General features: G+C 66.4%; 14 protein-coding genes. 10 read left to right on the forward strand and 4 right to left on the reverse strand.

The genetic code is table 11. The features are described from left to right. Window positions 1-57: 57 nt before the first annotated feature. The 6 genes from pta (at window position 58) to V7R84_RS07865 (ending at window position 8119) form a co-directional block, all read left to right on the forward strand. Window positions 58-2118, forward strand: a complete 2061-nt coding sequence (gene pta / locus V7R84_RS07840; RefSeq protein ID WP_338567740.1) for a phosphate acetyltransferase — start codon at window positions 58-60, stop codon at window positions 2116-2118. 57 nt (window positions 2119-2175) lie between these two features. Continuing rightward, the gene (locus tag V7R84_RS07845) at window positions 2176-3360 is read left to right on the forward strand and encodes an acetate kinase (RefSeq protein WP_338567743.1); all 1185 of its coding nucleotides are present in this window, start codon (window positions 2176-2178) and stop codon (window positions 3358-3360) included. A gap of 307 nt (window positions 3361-3667) precedes the next feature. Beyond that, a complete protein-coding gene (locus V7R84_RS07850) occupies window positions 3668-4648 on the forward strand; it encodes a 5'-nucleotidase (protein ID WP_338567746.1) in 981 nt (326 codons plus the stop codon). A 147-nt stretch (window positions 4649-4795) separates the two neighbouring features. Further along, on the forward strand, window positions 4796-5572 hold the full coding sequence (locus V7R84_RS07855; protein WP_338567748.1) for an SDR family NAD(P)-dependent oxidoreductase: 777 nt from the start codon (window positions 4796-4798) through the stop codon (window positions 5570-5572). A gap of 4 nt (window positions 5573-5576) precedes the next feature. Next, a complete protein-coding gene (locus V7R84_RS07860) occupies window positions 5577-6416 on the forward strand; it encodes a lysophospholipid acyltransferase family protein (protein WP_338567750.1) in 840 nt (279 codons plus the stop codon). Further along, window positions 6413-8119 (forward strand): FAD-binding oxidoreductase, encoded by a 1707-nt coding sequence (locus V7R84_RS07865; RefSeq protein ID WP_338567753.1) that lies wholly within the window; start codon window positions 6413-6415, stop codon window positions 8117-8119. The genes V7R84_RS07860 and V7R84_RS07865 overlap by 4 nt, the downstream gene beginning before the upstream one ends. A gap of 313 nt (window positions 8120-8432) precedes the next feature. Here the strand turns inward: V7R84_RS07865 and V7R84_RS07870 are convergent, their stop codons facing one another. Then, a complete protein-coding gene (locus V7R84_RS07870) occupies window positions 8433-9494 on the reverse strand; it encodes a hypothetical protein (RefSeq protein ID WP_338567756.1) in 1062 nt (353 codons plus the stop codon). A 175-nt stretch (window positions 9495-9669) separates the two neighbouring features. After that, entirely contained in the window at window positions 9670-10002 is a 333-nt protein-coding gene (locus tag V7R84_RS07875) for a BlaI/MecI/CopY family transcriptional regulator (RefSeq protein ID WP_338567759.1), read from the reverse strand. A 140-nt stretch (window positions 10003-10142) separates the two neighbouring features. Between V7R84_RS07875 and V7R84_RS07880 the strand changes: the two genes are divergently transcribed. Genes V7R84_RS07880 through cydC form a run of 4 tightly spaced genes read left to right on the forward strand, consistent with a single transcriptional unit; the run spans window position 10143 to window position 15890 of the window. Then, on the forward strand, window positions 10143-11627 hold the full coding sequence (locus V7R84_RS07880) for a cytochrome ubiquinol oxidase subunit I (RefSeq protein WP_338567762.1): 1485 nt from the start codon (window positions 10143-10145) through the stop codon (window positions 11625-11627). A gap of 12 nt (window positions 11628-11639) precedes the next feature. Next, the gene (cydB, locus tag V7R84_RS07885) at window positions 11640-12707 is read left to right on the forward strand and encodes a cytochrome d ubiquinol oxidase subunit II (protein WP_338573860.1); all 1068 of its coding nucleotides are present in this window, start codon (window positions 11640-11642) and stop codon (window positions 12705-12707) included. A 28-nt stretch (window positions 12708-12735) separates the two neighbouring features. After that, window positions 12736-14331 (forward strand): thiol reductant ABC exporter subunit CydD, encoded by a 1596-nt coding sequence (gene cydD, locus V7R84_RS07890; protein ID WP_338567765.1) that lies wholly within the window; start codon window positions 12736-12738, stop codon window positions 14329-14331. Then, complete coding sequence (cydC, locus tag V7R84_RS07895) at window positions 14328-15890, forward strand: thiol reductant ABC exporter subunit CydC (protein ID WP_338567768.1); 1563 nt, start codon at window positions 14328-14330, stop codon at window positions 15888-15890. Before cydD ends, cydC begins: the two co-directional genes overlap by 4 nt. 51 nt (window positions 15891-15941) lie before the next feature. Here cydC and V7R84_RS07900 read toward each other — a convergent pair whose 3' ends face one another. Both V7R84_RS07900 and V7R84_RS07905 read right to left on the reverse strand, forming a co-directional pair. Then, the gene (locus V7R84_RS07900) at window positions 15942-16712 is read right to left on the reverse strand and encodes a hypothetical protein (RefSeq protein ID WP_338567770.1); all 771 of its coding nucleotides are present in this window, start codon (window positions 16710-16712) and stop codon (window positions 15942-15944) included. A gap of 59 nt (window positions 16713-16771) precedes the next feature. After that, complete coding sequence (locus V7R84_RS07905) at window positions 16772-17473, reverse strand: ABC transporter ATP-binding protein (protein ID WP_338567772.1); 702 nt, start codon at window positions 17471-17473, stop codon at window positions 16772-16774. Window positions 17474-17570: the final 97 nt, after the last annotated feature.

Raw genomic sequence — 17570 nt, forward strand, 5'->3', positions numbered from 1 at the left:
GAGACAACCAGTCGGGTCGGCACCGCACGTCCTTTGACGAGTCGCTAGGCTTGGGTCGTGACCAGATGCGTTTACATTGCTTCATCGGAGTGGCAGGTCAGTAAGAGCGCCGTTGCTCTGGGCGTGCTGGAGTTGTTCGCGCGCCAAGTCCGCTCGGTCGGTTTCTTCCGTCCGCTGGTGCAGTCCCTGCAGGAGGACGGCATCACGACGGCGTTGCTGGCCACCGACACCCTGCGTCACCAAAGTCTCGAGGACAGCATTGGTGTCAGCTACGAGGACTGGGCCAATGATCCGGACGCCGCCATCGATACGATCGTCGCGAAGTACTCCGCGCTGGCGGAGCGCTTCGAGGCGATCGTGATCGTCGGTTCCGACTTCGACGACCTCACCTACGGTACCGAGCTGGACCACAACGCCCTCATCGCCGCCAACCTGAACGCGCCAGTGCTGTACGTGTGCCGCGCATCGGAGAGGTCCATCGACGAGGTCTGCCGGATGGCCGAGGAGTCGATCGAGGCCTTCGAGGCCCGCCACAACACCGTCGTCGGGATCATCGCCACCCGCGCGGAACCCGAGATCAGCGAGGAACTCTCCTCGGCGTTGCGTGAGGTGCGCGACGTTCCGGTCTCCGTTTTGTCCGCGAATCCGGTGCTCGACGCCCCGTCGGTCGGCCAGCACTTCGAGGCGGTCGATGCGACGCTGTGGCGCGGCAAACCGGAGAGCCTGAACCGCGAGGCGCTGACGACGATCATCGCGGGCATGAGCCTGCCGAACCTGCTGCCGCGGCTCCAGAAGGAGGCCACGGTCATCGTTCCCGCCGACCGGCTCGATCTGCTGCCCGCACTCATCATGGCGCACCGTTCCGCCACCTACGGTCCTCTGGCGTCGCTGCTGCTGACGGGCGGTTTCGAGATCCCGGAGACGGTTGCGACGCTGCTCAGCGACTCCGAGGTGGACCTGCCCATCGGCATGACGAACGACGACACCTTCCCCACCGCGGTCGCGCTGCGGGAGGTAAGCGGGGTGGCCACCAGCTCACCGCGGAAGGTCGAGCTGGTGCGTGCTCTGTTCGACCGGCACGTCGACGAGGAGGCGTTGCTGACCGCCATTGAGCTGCCGCGCGCCGAGATCCGCACCCCAAGCATGTTCGAGCACCAGCTGATGCAGATGGCCCGCAGGGACGTGAAACGGATTGTGCTGCCCGAATCCAACGACGACCGGGTGCTGACCGCCGCCGACGTGGTGCTGAAACGTCACATCGCCGAGATCACCCTCCTCGGTGATCCGGGTGCCGTCTCCCGCCGCGCCGCGGAGCTGGGTCTCAACCTGACGAACGCCACCGTCGTCGACCCCAAGGACCCGGAACTGCTGGAGAAGTTCGCCGCCGAGTACGCGAAGCTGCGCGCCCACAAGGGGGTCACTCTGGATGCGGCCCGCGAGAAGCTGGCGGACCTGTCCTACTTCGGCACGATGATGGTGCACCTCGGCATGGCCGATGGCATGGTCTCGGGCGCGGTGAACACCACCGCCAACACCATCCGCCCGTCTCTGGAGTTCGTGAAGACCAAGCCGGGCGTCTCCGTGGTCTCCGGTTCCTTCCTGATGGCCATGAGCAACCGCGTGGTGGTTTACGCCGACTGCGCCGTCAACCCCGACCCGACGCCCGCGCAGCTCGCGGATATTGCGATCTCCTCGGCGCAGACCGCCGTCAGCTTCGGCATTGAACCGCGCATCGCGATGCTGTCCTACTCGACGGGCACCTCAGGTTTCGGCGCCGACGTCGACAACGTGCGTGAGGCCACCGACCTCGTCCGCGAGAAGGCGCCCGACCTCAAGGTTGAGGGCCCTATCCAGTTCGACGCGGCCGTCGACGAGGTGGTGGCGGCCAAGAAGATGCCGGGCTCGGAGGTCGCGGGCCGCGCGACGGTGTTCATCTTCCCGGACCTCAACACCGGCAACAACACCTACAAGGCCGTGCAGCGCACCTCCGGTGCGGTGGCCATCGGTCCCGTTCTCCAGGGGCTCCGCAAACCCGTCAACGACCTGTCCCGTGGCGCGCTGGTGGATGACATCGTCTCGACGATCACCATCACCGCCATCCAGGCCCAGACGGACTGAACCCCGGCCCTGAAGTCCTGAACCCTGTCCGAAATCGATCCACCAAGGAAAGTATCCGTGTCCAATCACATCCTGCTGCTCAACTGCGGCTCCTCGTCCATGAAGTATCAGCTCTTCGACCCGGAGACGCAGAGCCCCTTGGCGGTCGGCATCATCGAGCGGATCGGGCAGGACATCGGAAAACTGAAACACGAGGTCGACGGGCAGGAGTTCGTCGAGGAACAGCCCTTCCCCGACCACACCGCCTCGTTCGCCGCCGTCGTCGCAGCCTTCGGGAAGCACGGGCCGTCCCTCGACGGGGTGCGGGCCGTCGGTCACCGCACCGTCCACGGCGGCTCCACTTTCCAGGAGTCAACCCTCATCACCGATGAGGTGATCGCGAAGTTGGTGGAACTGCAGGCCCTGGCGCCGCTGCACAACCCCCCGGGGATCGCGGGCATCGAGGCCGCGATGGCACTGCTGCCCGACGTGCCGCACGTCGCGATCTTCGACACCGCCTTCTTCGCGACGCTGCCCGCCGAGGCCTACACCTACGCCATCGACAAAGAGGTCGCGAAGAAGTACGAATTGCGCCGTTACGGCTTCCACGGCACATCCCACTCGTATGTGTCGAAGAAGGCCGCGGAGGTGCTGGGGCGTCCCGCCGAGGACCTGAAGGTCATCGTCTGCCATCTCGGCAACGGCGCCTCCATCTCGGCGGTCGACGGCGGTCGCGCGGTGGAGACGTCGATGGGTCTGACCCCGCTGCAGGGGCTCGTGATGGGCACCCGCTCCGGCGACATCGACCCGGGCATCTTCAAGTTCCTCTCCGACAAGGGCTACTCCATCGACGAAATCGACACGCTGCTGAACAAGCAGTCCGGCATGGGCGGCATGTGCGGCCACACCGACATGCGCGACGTCGAGGCCCGGATCGACGCAGGCGACGCCGACGCGCGCCTGGCGATGGATGTCTACATCCACCGCCTGATCAGCTACATCGGCGCCTACATCGCGGTGCTGGGCGGGGTGGACGCGGTGGTGTTCACCGCGGGCATCGGCGAAAACGCCTCCCTCGTGCGCGGCGAGGCTTCCAAGAGGCTGCGTCACCTCGGCCTGGTCATCGACGAGGAGAAGAACGAGGTGCGCTCCAAGGAACCGCGCGTGATCTCCACCCCCGACTCCCCCGTCACGATCCTCGTGGTCCCCACCAATGAGGAACTGGCCATGGCCCAGGACACCCTGCGCGTCATAGGGGAGTAAAACACCGACCCTCACGGTGGGCGCCGACCTCATAGGTCGGCGCCCACCGCTGTTCTGCCTGACGGGTGAACCGGGGCCACTATCGACCATCACGGAGGACGCTCACCGGTCACCGAGGTCCGAGGCTTCCCCACGATGCGGTCCTGCTGCCAGGCTCTACGACCACCGCTCCAGCCCTACCCGCGTGAACACCACAGGTGGAGGCCACCAACGACACTCCGGTCTTGTCCGGCGCGGTAACTTTGGAGGGTGTCAGCCTGTATTCTGGCCGACACTTCCCCAATCTTTCGTCAATGGAGGTCCAGGCATGACCTTGCTGACCATCGGCGTGGCGAGCAGCGCGCTGTTCGACCTGACCGAGTCGGAGCGCGTGTTCCGCGAACAAGGCGTTGCCGCCTATCGCGAACACCAGGAGAAGCGCCTCGACCGACCGTTGCCAGCTGGACCCGCGCTACCGTTCATCCGGCGGCTCCTCGGTCTCAACGACGTGCTGGCCGATGCGGTGGATGTGATCGTGCTGTCCCGCAACAGCGCCGAGTCCGGGCTGCGGGTGATGCGTTCCATCAGCTCGGTCGGGCTGCCCATCACCCGGGCCGTCTTCAGGGAGGGACGCCCGGCCTTTGAGTTCATTCCCGCGTTGGAGATGTCGCTGTTCCTGTCGGCCAACCACGACGACGTCTCCGAGGCCTTGGCGAGCGGACACCCGGCGGGCACGGTGCTGCGGGGCAGCACGATGCCCGAGGTGGGCAGGGAACTGCGAATCGCCTTCGATTTCGATGGGGTCCTGGCCGACGACTCCTCAGAACGCATGTTCCGCCAGGAAGGCCTGGGACGCTACGCCCAACACGAGGCCGAACTGGCCGACGTCCCCCTCTCCCCCGGCCCTCTGATGCCCTTCCTGGCCGGTTTGAACCGCCTCCAGGAGGAGGAGACGGCCCTGTCCTCACAAGATCCCAGCTACGAACCCCGGCTGCGCATCTCGCTGGTGACCGCGCGCTCCGCTCCCGCCCACGAACGCGCCGTCAACAGCCTCCACTCCTGGGGCCTCAAGGTCGACGATGCTTTCTTCCTCGGAGGCTTGCCGAAGGCCCCCATCCTGGAGGTTTTGAACCCTCACATGTTCTTCGACGACCAGCGGGACAACCTCGATCGAACCCTGCGTACCCCATCGGTCCATGTGCCCTTCGGCGTGGCCAACGAGGCCAGCACCGGTCCCGCACCACTCACCGAGAACCCGCACCGTGCCCGTCGCGCTGCACCGGAGAAGGTCCTCGACTTCACTGCCTGACCGGCGTCGCGGAACACCACCCCGAGCGAGGAAAACGACAAGACGAATGACCTTCAGTTGTGGGAATCCGACGAGGCTCGTACCGCACTTCTCGGCGTGCCCGTGGCGTATTTTCCACCGCTTGCCCGAGCGGGATAGCGTTGCCCCATGGCACGAGCACTGATCACGGGAGCGACCGCTGGCATAGGCAACGCTTTCGCCAAAGAACTTGCAGCCCGTGGAAACGATCTGGTGCTCGTCGCCCGGGACCGCGATCGTCTCCGCAAGGTCGCCGCGGACCTATCGGAGGTGCACGGGATCGATGTGGAAGTGCTTCCCGCTGACCTGTCCATCCGCGACGAGGTGATGAAGGTGGCGCAACGGCTCGAATCGGAGACCGATCCCGTCGACATGCTCATCAACAATGCCGGATTCGGACTTCACGCCTCGCTGATCGACGCTTCCCAGATCGAACTCCACGAACGCGCCATGGACGTGATGTGCCTGGCGATGCTGATCCTCGGCGGCGCCGCGGGCCGGGCCATGAAGGCGCGGGGACGGGGCCGGATCGTCAACGTCGCGTCCACCTCGGGGGCGATCTTCACCGGCAACTACTCCGCCATCAAGGCGTGGGCACGCACCTGGTCGACGGGCCTGGCCCTGGAGCTCAGCGGCACCGGCGTCACAGTCACGACCCTGCTGCCCGGCTGGGTACGCACCGAGTTCCATCAGCGCGCCGGAATAAGCGCCACAAACCTGCCGTCATTCGTGTGGATCGATGCCGAGGACCTGGTCAGGCAGTGCCTGCGGGACGTCGAGAAGGGACGCATCGAATCGGTACCGACGAAACGCTGGAAGGCGTCGTTGTTCATCGCGGATCACGGACCACGGAAGTTCATCCGTTGGTTCTCCCACAAGCTGTCCGCTAGCAGAAGGAAACGCTGAAGACATGGCGAAAGTCCCGAAACCGGGCAGGCACGCCTCCAAACTGAATGCATCCACCCGCCAGGCCGCGCAGATACTGCTGCTGAAACCGACGATGTGGCGGTTGCTGCGCGTCCACGTCCACGGCAAGGCGAACCTGGAGGGCCTGGAGGCACCCTGCGTGGTGTTCGCCAACCACTCCTCCCACCTGGACACCCCCCTGATCTACGGGGCATTGCCAAACCGGATCTCGAAGTACCTGGCGGCGGGCGCTGCGCGCGACTACTTCTACGACAAGTGGTGGAAAGCCGGGCCGATGTCGCTGTTCTTCAACGGCTACCCCATCGATCGGGGCAAGGACCGGGGCAAGGACAACGACTCGAAGAAACGCAACGTCAGGGGCCTGTCAGCCGCGCTCCTCGACGCCGGGGTGCCGCTGCTGATCTACCCGGAGGGATCGCGTTCCCGCACGGGCGCGATGGGCCCGTTCAAACCGGGCGTGGCAGCCCTGTGCATCTCCCGGCAGATCCCCGCCGTCCCGATAGCCCTGATCGGCGCACACGCCGCCTGGCCGAGTACCCAGAAGCACCTCCCCAAGGGGCGTCCCATCGTGCACGTCGTGATCGGACGGCCAATGATGCCTCTGCCCGGCGAGATCGCCCACGAATTCAACGAACGGATGCGCCGCCAGGTACTCGAACTCCACGACACCACGGCGCGCGCCTACGGCGCCAGGACCCTCGACGAGTACGCCCGCGTCGCCGCTCTCGGGAAGGCGAAGAAGACCGAGGTCACCGCCCTGGCGGAGGACGCCCGGGCTCGCGCCGACCAGTCGGACCACCAGGAAAACCAGGAGGACCAATGATCGAAGGCGTCAAGCAACACAAGTGGTGGGGCTGGGGTGAGGATGGCCGCTCATACCACCACGACGACAAACCGAAGTTCGCCCCCTTCGTGAAGAAACTGGTCGGCGTCGACATCAACACGCCCGTCGCCCCGCTGCCGAAGCTCTCGGACCTGAACGTCCCGCCGTCGCGGCTGGAACCGGGGCTGCGCGACGCGCTGACCGGGATCTCCGGCGCCGAATACGTGCAGTCCGACGACGAGACCCGCGTCGTCCACGGTCTCGGGAAAGGGGTCCGCGACCTGATGCGGGTGCGCGCCGGTGAGTTCGGTCGCCTACCCGACGTGGTGGTCTATCCCGCCAACGAGGACGAGGTGGCGCGGATCGTCGACGCGGTGGTGGCAGCCAATGCGGTCGTGATCCCGTTCGGTGGCGGCTCCAACATCGTCGCCGCTCTGGAGGCCGAACCCGGTGAGCAGCGGCAGGTCGTCTCGGTGAACCTGGGACGGATGAACCGGGTCCTCGCCATCGACGAACGGTCCGGGCTGGCGCACATTCAGGCGGGCGTGTTCGGCCCCGACATGGAAGAGCAGCTCCAGGCCCGCGGTTGGACGATGGGGCACCACCCCGACTCGTTCGTATGGTCGACGCTGGGCGGGTGGATAGCCACCCGCAGCTCCGGCATGCAGTCCGACAAGTACGGCGACATCGCCGACATCTGTCGCGGCCTGCGCATGGTGATGCCCGGCCAGATCCTGTCGCTGCGACCCCTGCCGTCGACGTCCTCCGGCCCGAGCGTGCGCGAGATGGTGCTGGGTTCGGAGGGACGCCTGGGGATCATCACCTCCGCCTGGGTGAACGTGCACCGCATTCCCGAAGTCCGGGAAATCCAGGCCTATTTCTTCCCCACCTACGAGGACGGCCTGCAGGCGTGCGAGCAGATCATCTCCTCCGACGCTTCCGTCATGATGGCCCGCGTATCGGATGCCATCGAGACGCAGTACATCATGGCCAACGGGAAACGCTCCTCGAAGCTGTCGTCGCTACTCAGCAAGGGCATCGAGAAGATCATGCGGGCCAAGGGCTGGGATCTGGAACAGATCGCCATGGCCTTCGTCGGTTTCGAAGGGTCCGCGAACCACGTCACCTACGAGAAGGGGCTCATCAGCAAGATCGTGCGTGCCAACGGCGGACTGGGAGTCGGCAAGGGACCGGGCACCCTCTACGACCAGAAGAAGTACGACACCCCCTACATTCGCGACTTCATGCTGGATCACGGCATGATCTGCGACGTCTCCGAGACCTCCACGCCGTGGCGCTACGCTGCCGAGATTCACACCAGAACCGTCGCCGCTGCCCTGAAGGCCATGGAGGAACGAGGCGTCAGGGGAACGGTGTTTTGCCACCTGTCACACTCCTACCACTCGGGTGCCTGCCAGTACTTCACCTTCGCCATCGCCGACGACTCCGACGACGCCATGGACACCTACGACGCCGTCAAACGGGCTATCCAGCAGTCGTTCATGGATTGCCACGGAACGGTCTCACACCACCACGGGGTCGGTGAGGAGCACTCGCCCTGGATGGACCAGGACATCTCCCCGGCGGGCGTGTTCATCCAGCGAACGCTGTTCGAGGGAGTGGACCCGGGTCGCAACCTGAACCCCGGCAAGATCGTCCACGAGGGCCGGCCCGGCATCTCGTCGAACTCCCGAGACGCCTGAGGTCGCAACCGGTTTCCCCGCTCCTGAGGTCGGTTGCGTCGGCAGGTAGACATCCTGCCATCACACCTGTCGAACCGGGCTACGAGGAGCGAGCTGGTCGTGTCGAAAACCCCGAGCACGGGCATCCGGACACATGCAAGAGTTTTCGCCACAGCCAGCCCGCTCACGCTCGTGGAGCAACTCGCCCTGCTGGGTGATGCTCGCATCTCGGCTCGTTTTGTCACAGCCAGCTCGCTCACGCTCGTGGAGCTCAGCTCAACCGGCTTCGATGGGTGCACCCTCTCACCTCATGTGATGACGTTCGCGAGTCGGTTCAATCGGCAGCCTTCTCGCTCACCCGGACGCGGCCCCGTAACCCTTCGAGCAGCTCCGCAACTCCTCTGGGCGGCGGTTTGACCCGTGGTGGCGGTCTCCCCCGGCATCTCGGGCAGGTGCCCACTCTCCCCTTCCAACCCCGCTGCCGAAGAGCCAACCCCACCTCGTTCGCCACTCGGCAGGGTTCGTTCAGCACGTCGAACCAGCCGTAGCGCAACGTCGTCCATCCGAGGTTGAGCACGGTCCGGTTGTCCCGGAGCCGGTCCTGCGCTGCGTCATGGAACTCCCGACCGTCGAGCTCCACCACCAACCCGTGATCGGGATAGGTGCCATCGAACCGAGTCCCTGCAAGCCGCCGGTCCTGACGAACCATGGCAGGTAACCGGTGCGCCCGTTCGACGTGCCAGAGGTAGCGCCACTCCAGGATGCTCTCGATCCCTTTCCCCGCCGTGGAAGCCAGAAGCAACACAGCGGCACGGTGCCTGACGCGCGCAGGTTCCACGAAGGCCTGGATCACCTCGTCGGATGACAGCAGTCCTCTGGAGATCCCGGTGGCCACGGCGTGAATCAGTTCGTCCTCGGTGGCGTCGCGGGCGTAGTCGACCAAGCTGGTGGCCGGCGGCAGCCGTGGGGGGTTCCCGACCGCAGGACGCTCCCCTACGCGGTACTCAATACTCCATCCCTCGAAGGCGAACCGGACGCGCCGGGATGTTCTCGGCAGCCAGATCACGATACGGCCAGGTTCACGGCGGGTGATGCCATGGAGATGAGTGGCGGCCTCGGCTCCAGCGACGGCGCCAGCACCGCCACGCAGCAACCCGGACCACAGCAGCGACTCCCACGTGGGCCTCCTGAAGCACAGAATGCCATGGGCGATGTGCACCCATCCCCTGCCGGTCAGCCCACGGATAACGGCACGGCTCACCCCAGCTGCGGTGAGCTGGGCGGTCGTGAGAACCCCGGCTTGGGTGCCCGCACGACGACAGAGTGGGTCGGGAAGGATGGTTCTGGAGGTCACATCGTCATCATGGGCGGCGAAATCTGCGATTCGCCAGGCCACATCTCAACTGTGGAAAACACCGGAATTTCTACTACTCGTCGCCATACGTCATTACTACAACTTGTAGTTCTTGACGAAAGTGAAGAACGTCCCGATGAAACTTTGTGCGACATCGCGAAAGATTTTGTACCGTATACGCTACAAAATCTTTCCAAATGACATAATTCGCACCCGATCAGGGGACGGAGGAAGACGAAGACAGCGACTCGACCAGGAGGCGCAGGGCCTCGTCGCGAACCTCGGCGGGCACGTCTCGAAGAAGGTCGGCCATCTCACGGGCCAGGACCACCGACTGCGGATCAGCTGGCTCATAACACCACGCGCGGCCTCGACGCTCGCGTCTGGCAAGGCCTTTCTTCGCGAGCCGGTCCAGCACCGTCATGACGGTGGTGTAGGCCAGGTCCCGGTCACGCGCCAAGAGCTCCTGAACCTCGGCAACGGTCAGCGGCTCACCGGCCCGCCACAGCAGCACCATCACCTGCTGCTCCAGCTCACCCCGGGATACCATGACGACATTCTACGGGCGACCGGTTCCCCTCTCCCACAACGCCGCCCGGAAGTGCCCTGGCCGAAAGTTCACAACAAAGCCACCGAGACATCCTGCCGAGTTCTTGAAACAAGATATTCCTGCGTAGTAGGTTCCGCTTCATGGACCCGGTCGCAATAGCGCGGTGGCAATTTGGGATCACCACCGTCTACCACTTTCTTTTCGTGCCGATCACGATCGCGATGTCGATGCTCGTGGCGGTTCTCCAGACGATCTGGGTGCGCACGGGAGCAGAACAGTACCTGCGACTGACGAAGTTCTTCGGGAAACTTTTCCTCATCAACTTCGCCCTCGGCGTGGTGACGGGCATCGTCCAGGAGTTCCAGTTCGGGATGAACTGGTCGGAGTACTCCCGCTTCGTCGGTGACGTCTTCGGCGCTCCCCTGGCACTGGAGGCCCTGATCGCCTTCTTCCTCGAATCAACCTTCCTGGGGCTGTGGATCTTCGGCTGGGACAAGCTGCCGAAGAAGATCCACCTGGCCTGCATCTACGCCGCGGCCATCGGTACGCTGCTGTCGTCAACCTTCATCCTGGCCGCAAACTCCTGGATGCAGAACCCGGTGGGTACCAGATTCAACGCCGAGCTGGGTCGCGCCGAGATCGCCGGGCTGGACGGGTTCATGGAGATCATGACCAACCCACTGCTGCGCTCCGCGGCCCCCCACATCATCTTCGCCTCCTACATGGTTGCCGGAGGTTTGATCGCGGGCATCTCGGCCTGGCACCTGGCTCGCGCCAACGGCGGCGCCGAGGTTCCCGAGGCGGATGTGAAGGCCTACCGGTGGGCAACGAAGTTCGGCGCGTGGGTCCTGATCGCCGGTTCCGCGCTCACCTTCCTCACGGGCGACGCCCAGGCCAAGGACATCACCAAACTCCAGCCGTCGAAGATCGCCGCGGCAGAAGGGGCCTTCGAGGACACCGGCGATTTCTCGCTGCTGACCATCCCCAACGCCGACCAGACCGGCACCATCATCGACATCAAGGTCCCCGGAGTGCTGTCGTTCATCGCCGGGGTTCCGCAGATCAAAGGAATCGACACCATCCGTGAGCAGTACAGCGACCACGGATACTCGAAGCAAGACGGTTCACAAACCGGGATCCAGACCGAGTACGCGCCTCACCTGGCTGAGAAGTACGCAGGAATCAACCCGATCCCCGACGTGAACGCCACCTACTGGTCGTTCCGATTCATGATGATTTTCGGTGGCGCAGGAATGCTGATCGGCCTGCTCCTGCTGTGGGTGACCCGGAAGGGACGTTCACCGAAACCGTCGAAACTGTGGACGACGCTGATGGCCGCGATGCCGCTGCTTCCGCTGTTCGGGATCTCCTTCGGCTGGATCTTCACCGAGATGGGACGCCAACCCTGGCTGGTGGCGGGCGTCATGCCCACTGAGGCGGGCATCTCCCCCACTGCGAGCGCGGGTGACGTGTTGTTCTCGCTGATCGTCTACACGCTGCTGTACGGCCTGCTGGCGGTGATCGAGGTCGGCCTGTTCCTCCACTACACGGCCAAGGGCCTGCCCGAGGTGACCGAACCGACGGTCTCCGAGGATCCCGACGCCCCCATGTCCTTCGCGTACTGAGCTGGAGAGTTGATCATGCCCCTGCTTGAAACCACTGTTCCGGCGCTCAACATCGTCTGGTTCATGCTGATCGCCGTTTTGTGGATCGGCTTCTTCTTCCTGGAGGGCTTCGATTTCGGAGTCGCCATGCTCCTGCCCGTGCTCAGTCGCGACGACAAGGAACGCCGCGTGATGGTCAACACCATCGGCCCCACCTGGGATGGCAACGAAGTGTGGCTGCTGACCGCGGCGGGCGGAATCTTCGCGGCCTTCCCCGGCTGGTACGCCACCTTGTTCTCCGGTCTCTACCTGCCAATGTTGCTGCTGCTCGTGGGACTGATCCTGCGAGGAGTGGCGTTCGAGTACCGCTCCAAGCATCCCGACGCCAGGTGGCGCGCAACGTTCGATGTGTTCGCCACCTACGGGTCGCTGGCTGTGTCCCTGGTGCTCGGCATCGGGTTCGCAAACTTCGTGATCGGCCTGGCCAACAACGGCAAGTTGTGGAACGGCAGCTTCTTCGGGTTGTTCGGTCCGTTCGCACTGCTGGGCGGGGTGCTGTTCGTCGCCCTGTTCCTGATCCATGGCGCAACCTTCCTGGTGTTGAAGTCGCGCGGCGAGATCCATGACCGGGCCCGCGCATTCGTAGGCACCTGGGGCTGGCCGGTCGTCGGAGCGCTGGCGGTCTTCGTGATCTGCCAGCACGTGTTCTGGCCCGCAGCCTCCGAATTCGGAAACCTCACCGCGATTGGCTGGGGCACAGCCGTGGTCGCCGTGGTCGCGCTAGCAGCCTCGGTGCTCATGACCGTCCGCCGGGAACGAGAGGGCTGGGGTTTCGTGCTGGGCGGGCTGTCCATCGTCGGTGTGGTCTCGGGAATGTTCGTCAAGATGTACGGCAACCTCGGCTTCGCGCAGGACGAGTCACAACCGGTGATGAACCGCCTCAACATCCTCACCGCCGCCAGCTCCGAGACGACCCTGACGATCCTGACCTGGGCGTCCGTGATCTTCGTGCCCATCGTGCTGGCCTACCAGGCATGGAGCTACTGGGTTTTCAGCAAGCGCATCAGCACCAAGAACATCCCCGACAAGATCGTCTACTGATCCTCCACCCACCCCTATCCTTGTCCGCATGCCCGGACCTGTGGAGCCCAGACTCCTGAAACGCGCCGAGGCGACCAAGTACTACCTGGTCGCCTCGGTTTTCGTCGGCATCCTGACCGCGGGGCTGGTGATCGCGCAGGCGTGGTTGCTGGCGCGCGCCGTCGCGATCGTCTTCACCTACCGAGCGCTGCCCGGCGACTGGCTGCCCACCCTGGTGCTGTTGCTCGCGATCTTCGCGGCGCGTGGCCTGCTGGCCTGGGTCAACTCGGTGCTGGCGCACCGCTCCGCGGCGGCTGTGAAATCACGGCTGCGACGCGATGTGCTCGCCGCCCACCTGATCCGCCCGGTGGCCTCCTCGGCGACGCTGACGAAGGTCACCACCACCGGTCTCGACGCGCTGGACGGCTACTTCTCCAAGTATCTGCCGCAGCTCGGTTTGGCGGCGAGCGTGCCCTTCCTGGTGGGCGGGGTGCTGCTGTTGTCCGACTGGCCGAGCGCCCTCATCGTCGCGTTCACGCTGCCGCTGGTGCCCATCTTCATGGCCCTGATCGGCTGGACCACGCAGGCCGCGACCCGCCGCGCCTTCACGCGCGCCGACGCACTGGCCAACCATTTCGCCGACCTCATCCAGGGCCTACCGACCCTCCAGGCCTTCGCGCGCGCCCGGGCCCAGCGCAAGGGCCTGGACATCACGGAGGAGCGGTTCCGTCGCCAAACCATCAAGGTTCTCTACACCGCTTTCTTGTCCTCGTTCGCGTTGGAGCTGCTGGCATCGCTGTCGGTGGCGCTCGTGGCGGTGACCGTGGGGTTCCGGCTCGCCGGCGGCGAGATGCCCTTCGAGACCGCTTTGTTCGTGCTGATCCTCGCCCCCGAGGCCTTCCTGCCGGTACGGCAGGTGGGGGTTCACTTCCACGAATCCGCCGACGGTGTGGCCGCCGCGAACGCCGCCCTCGACCTCATCGAGCTGGGGGACGAAACCGGAGGCGGTGCCCTTCCCTCGGGATCGCGGCTGACCCTGGAGGAGGTCACCTTCACCTGGCCGGGAGCCACCGGGCCCGCCGTCGCCGGATTGTCCCTCGACGTACCGGAGGGTCGCGTGGTGGCCCTGACCGGCGCCTCGGGGGGCGGGAAGTCCACGGCCCTGGGCCTGGTGATGGGCTTCCAGCGCCCCGACTCAGGTCGGGTCCTGGTCGATGGGACCGACCTGACCGACCTCGATCTCACACAGTGGCGGGCCCGCACCGCCTGGGTCGGGCAGATTCCCGGCATGGTGACCGGCACCGTCGGCGACAACGTCGCCCTGGGGCATCCCGGCGTCCCGGATGCGGAACTCACCGCCGCCCTGCGCGACGCCGGGGCCGATTTTCCCCTCGGGAAGACCGTCGGTGACGACGGCGAGGGCCTGTCCGCCGGGGAACGGCGACGAGTGGCACTGGCCCGGGCACTGATTCGGATCCGACGGGGCGGGGCACGACTGCTGATCCTCGACGAACCCACCGCGGGCCTCGATGCGGACGCCGAGGCAGCTGTGATCCGCGCCGTGCGCGACTCGGGGGCGGGTGCGCTGGTGGTCAGCCACCGCGACGCCGTGCTGGCAGCTGCCGACGAGGTGGTGAGGCTGTGAGGGGGCTGCTCACGGACCTGATCCGCGCCATCCCGCTGGGTCGGCTGCGCCTGGGGCTGGCGGTGCTGCTGGCCGTCGCGGCATCGGCGTCGTCGGTGGCGCTGATGGGTATCTCCGCGTGGCTGATCAGTTTCGCGGCCCTGCTGCCTCCCGTGCTGTACCTCCAGGCCCCGGCAGTGGGGGTGCGGACCTTCGCGATCTCACGTGGCGTGTTCCGCTACGTGGAACGTCTCGTCGGGCACGACGTCGCGTTGCGGATGCAGTCGGGGCTGCGGATGCGCACCTACGACTCGCTGGCCCGCACCACCCTGATCGGCGCCCACCGCGGCGACCTGCTGACCCGGGCCGTCTCCGACACCGAGGCCGTCACCGACGTCGTGGTGAGGGTGCTGATTCCCGTCGCTTCAGGGCTGCTGGTGATCACCGGCACCTCGATAGGGATCGCGTTCGTTTCGCCATGGGCGGGGGTGGCGCTGTTCGCCACCACCCTGCTGGCCGGGGTCGTGGTGCCGTTGCTCGCGCAGCGCGCCACCTTCTCCGCCGACCGCGATGCCGCCCCGACCCGCGGAGAACTCGCCGACACCGTCCGCGAGGTGGCCCGCACCGCCCCCGACCTGGTTGCCTACGGCGCCGAGCACGCCTGCCTGGCGAAGCTGCTGGAGGTCGACGACCGGCTGAGGCGCCAGGAGGCACGCAGCGCGTGGGTGCAGGGGGTGGCGGCCTCGGCGCAGGTCCTCGCCGCGGGAGGCGCCGTGGTCGCGGGACTGGCGATCGGCGGACCAGCCGTCGCCTCCGGCGCCATGCCCCCCACCTTCCTGGCCGTCCTGGCGCTGGTGCCACTGGCCCTCCATGAGGTGCTGGCAACATTCGTGGCAGCCGCCCAGACATGGACCCGAACCCGCTCCTCCCTGGCCCGTGTCCGGGAGATCCTCGAGGCCGAACCAGTCGGCACCGGCGACGTCGTCCCGGACGGGCACACCGACCCCGGGCTGGAACTCGACGGCGTGGCCATCGGCTGGCCCGGAGCCCCCGTGCTTCGAAGCAACCTCGACCTGGTGGTGCGGCCCGGAGACAGGGTGGCCTGCACCGGCGCCTCCGGTATCGGCAAAACCACCCTGGCGGTGACCGCGATGGGCCTGATCCCGCCTCGCGCGGGCACGGTACGGCGGGGCGGTCGGATCGGATATCTGGCCCAGGACGCCCACATCTTCGCGACCTCCATCGCCGAGAACGTGCGTATCGGCAACAAGGACGCCACCGACGAACAGATCCGAGACGCCCTGCACCGCGCCGGCCTGCCGCTGGATCCTGACCGGCTCGTCGGCGAGGACGGCGGCACCCTCTCCGGCGGGGAACGCCGCCGCCTGGCCCTGGCGAGGCTGCTGGTGGCCGACCGCGACCTGTGGATCCTCGACGAACCCACCGAACACCTCGACCAGGCCACCGCCGAGGCCCTGATGGACGACGTGTGGCGGGCCTGCGAGGGGCGGGCAGTGCTGGTCATCAGCCACGACCCGGCAGTGGTCGCGGCCTGCGATCGGGAACTGCACCTGGCATGACGGCGGTCCCGGACGCGGGACGTCCGGGACCGGGATCGGCTGGCTGAGGGGTCACAGATCCCCGCGGAACAGCCGCCAGGCGCCGATCGCGCCGGGCAGGACGATCCAGGCCAGCACCGAGGTGCCGAGCTGAGCCCACGCCTGGGCGGAGGAATGGAACAACGAGGCCACCGGCTCGATGTCGATCCAGGCGATGATCTTCTGCGCGACCTCCGAGGACCGTGCGACCAGCATCGAGACGGTGGGCCACACCAGCAGCACGACAATCGGCGCCACAGCGTTGCGGGTGAGCAGCCCGAGGGCCAGCCCCGCCAGGGCCGTGAAGACGAGCCCCCCGAACACCGCGGTGATGCGGCTCACCTCGAGGTCGGGGGAAAGCGTGACACCGGTGAGGGCGGGGGTCAGCAGGTATGCGCATCCGGCGACGATCAGCGCCCAGCAGGCGGCGGCGAGCGCCAACCCCACGGCCACGATGGCTTTCGCGGCCAGCACGCGACCACGGCGCGGGTCGAGGGTGAACGTGATGGCGGCCTCTCGCCGGGTGAACTCGCCACTGATGAGCAGAACCGAGGCCGCCATGACGATCCACGACCCCGGGATGCAGGCGATGGTGGCAATGCGACCGAAAGTGATGTCAGCGGCTGGGAAGAATGCACGACCGAAACCAAAAACCACCATCAGCACCGCGCCAAGGGGCAACACCACCTTGCCGGAGACCGTGTTGGCCACCTTACGGGCCTCGACGGCGACGGCGCGGGTCAGCGCCAGGGGGGACGGGGTGCGGGTCGCGACGGAGAGTTCGGGGGAACGGGTGAGTGTCATGGTGATGCCTTTCGGGCGAGTGTGGGACATGGTGGCGAAGGGACGGGGCAGGGAGGAGTTCAGGCGGCGCGGTCGGTACCGGAGGTCAGGGTGAAGTACTGCTCCTCGAGGTCGGTGCCGTCGCCGGTGGTGTGGTCGGCGAGCAGGCGTCCGCCGCCGATCATCACGACACGATGGGCCAGGCGCGAGACCTCATGGAGCTGGTGGCTGCTCAGCAGCACCGCGCAACCGCGAGCGGCGCGTTCCCGGAGCAGGTTGGAAAGCCACCGCTGGCCCTGCGGGTCGAGGCCGTTGGCTGGTTCATCCAGGATCAGCGCCTGCGGGTCGCCGAGCAGCGCCTGGGCCACCCCGAGTCGCTGCCGCATGCCCAGCGAGTAGGCACCGACGCGGCGCCGGGCCTCCGCGGTCGACAGTCCGACCTCGGCCAGCACCTCCCCCACCCGCTGCCGCGGCAGACCCAGGGTGAGTGCCGCCATCCGCAGGGTCTCCAGGCCGCTGCGTGACGGGTGGAAGCCCTCAGTGCTCAGCAGCGAACCGACGGTCGCAGCCGGATTGGGAAGGTCGGCGTAGCGCACACCACCCACGGTGGCGGCTCCCTCGTCCGGGGTCATCAGCCCGGTCAGGATGCCCAGGCACGTGGATTTGCCGGCCCCGTTCGGGCCGAGGAAACCGACGATCTGGCCGGCAGGGACGGTGAAAGTCACGTCGTCGAGGGCAAGGACGGATCCGAAGCGTTTGGTCACATGAGTCAGTTCGAGCATGGCATCAACTCCACCGGAACCACCCGGGATCCCACATCGGGCAACCGGCCGGTGATCCGGTTCCGTCCGGCCGGTGGTCGCACTGGCCCATCGGCTG

This window comes from Arachnia propionica (assembly GCF_037055325.1).
Lineage (GTDB): Bacteria > Actinomycetota > Actinomycetes > Propionibacteriales > Propionibacteriaceae > Arachnia.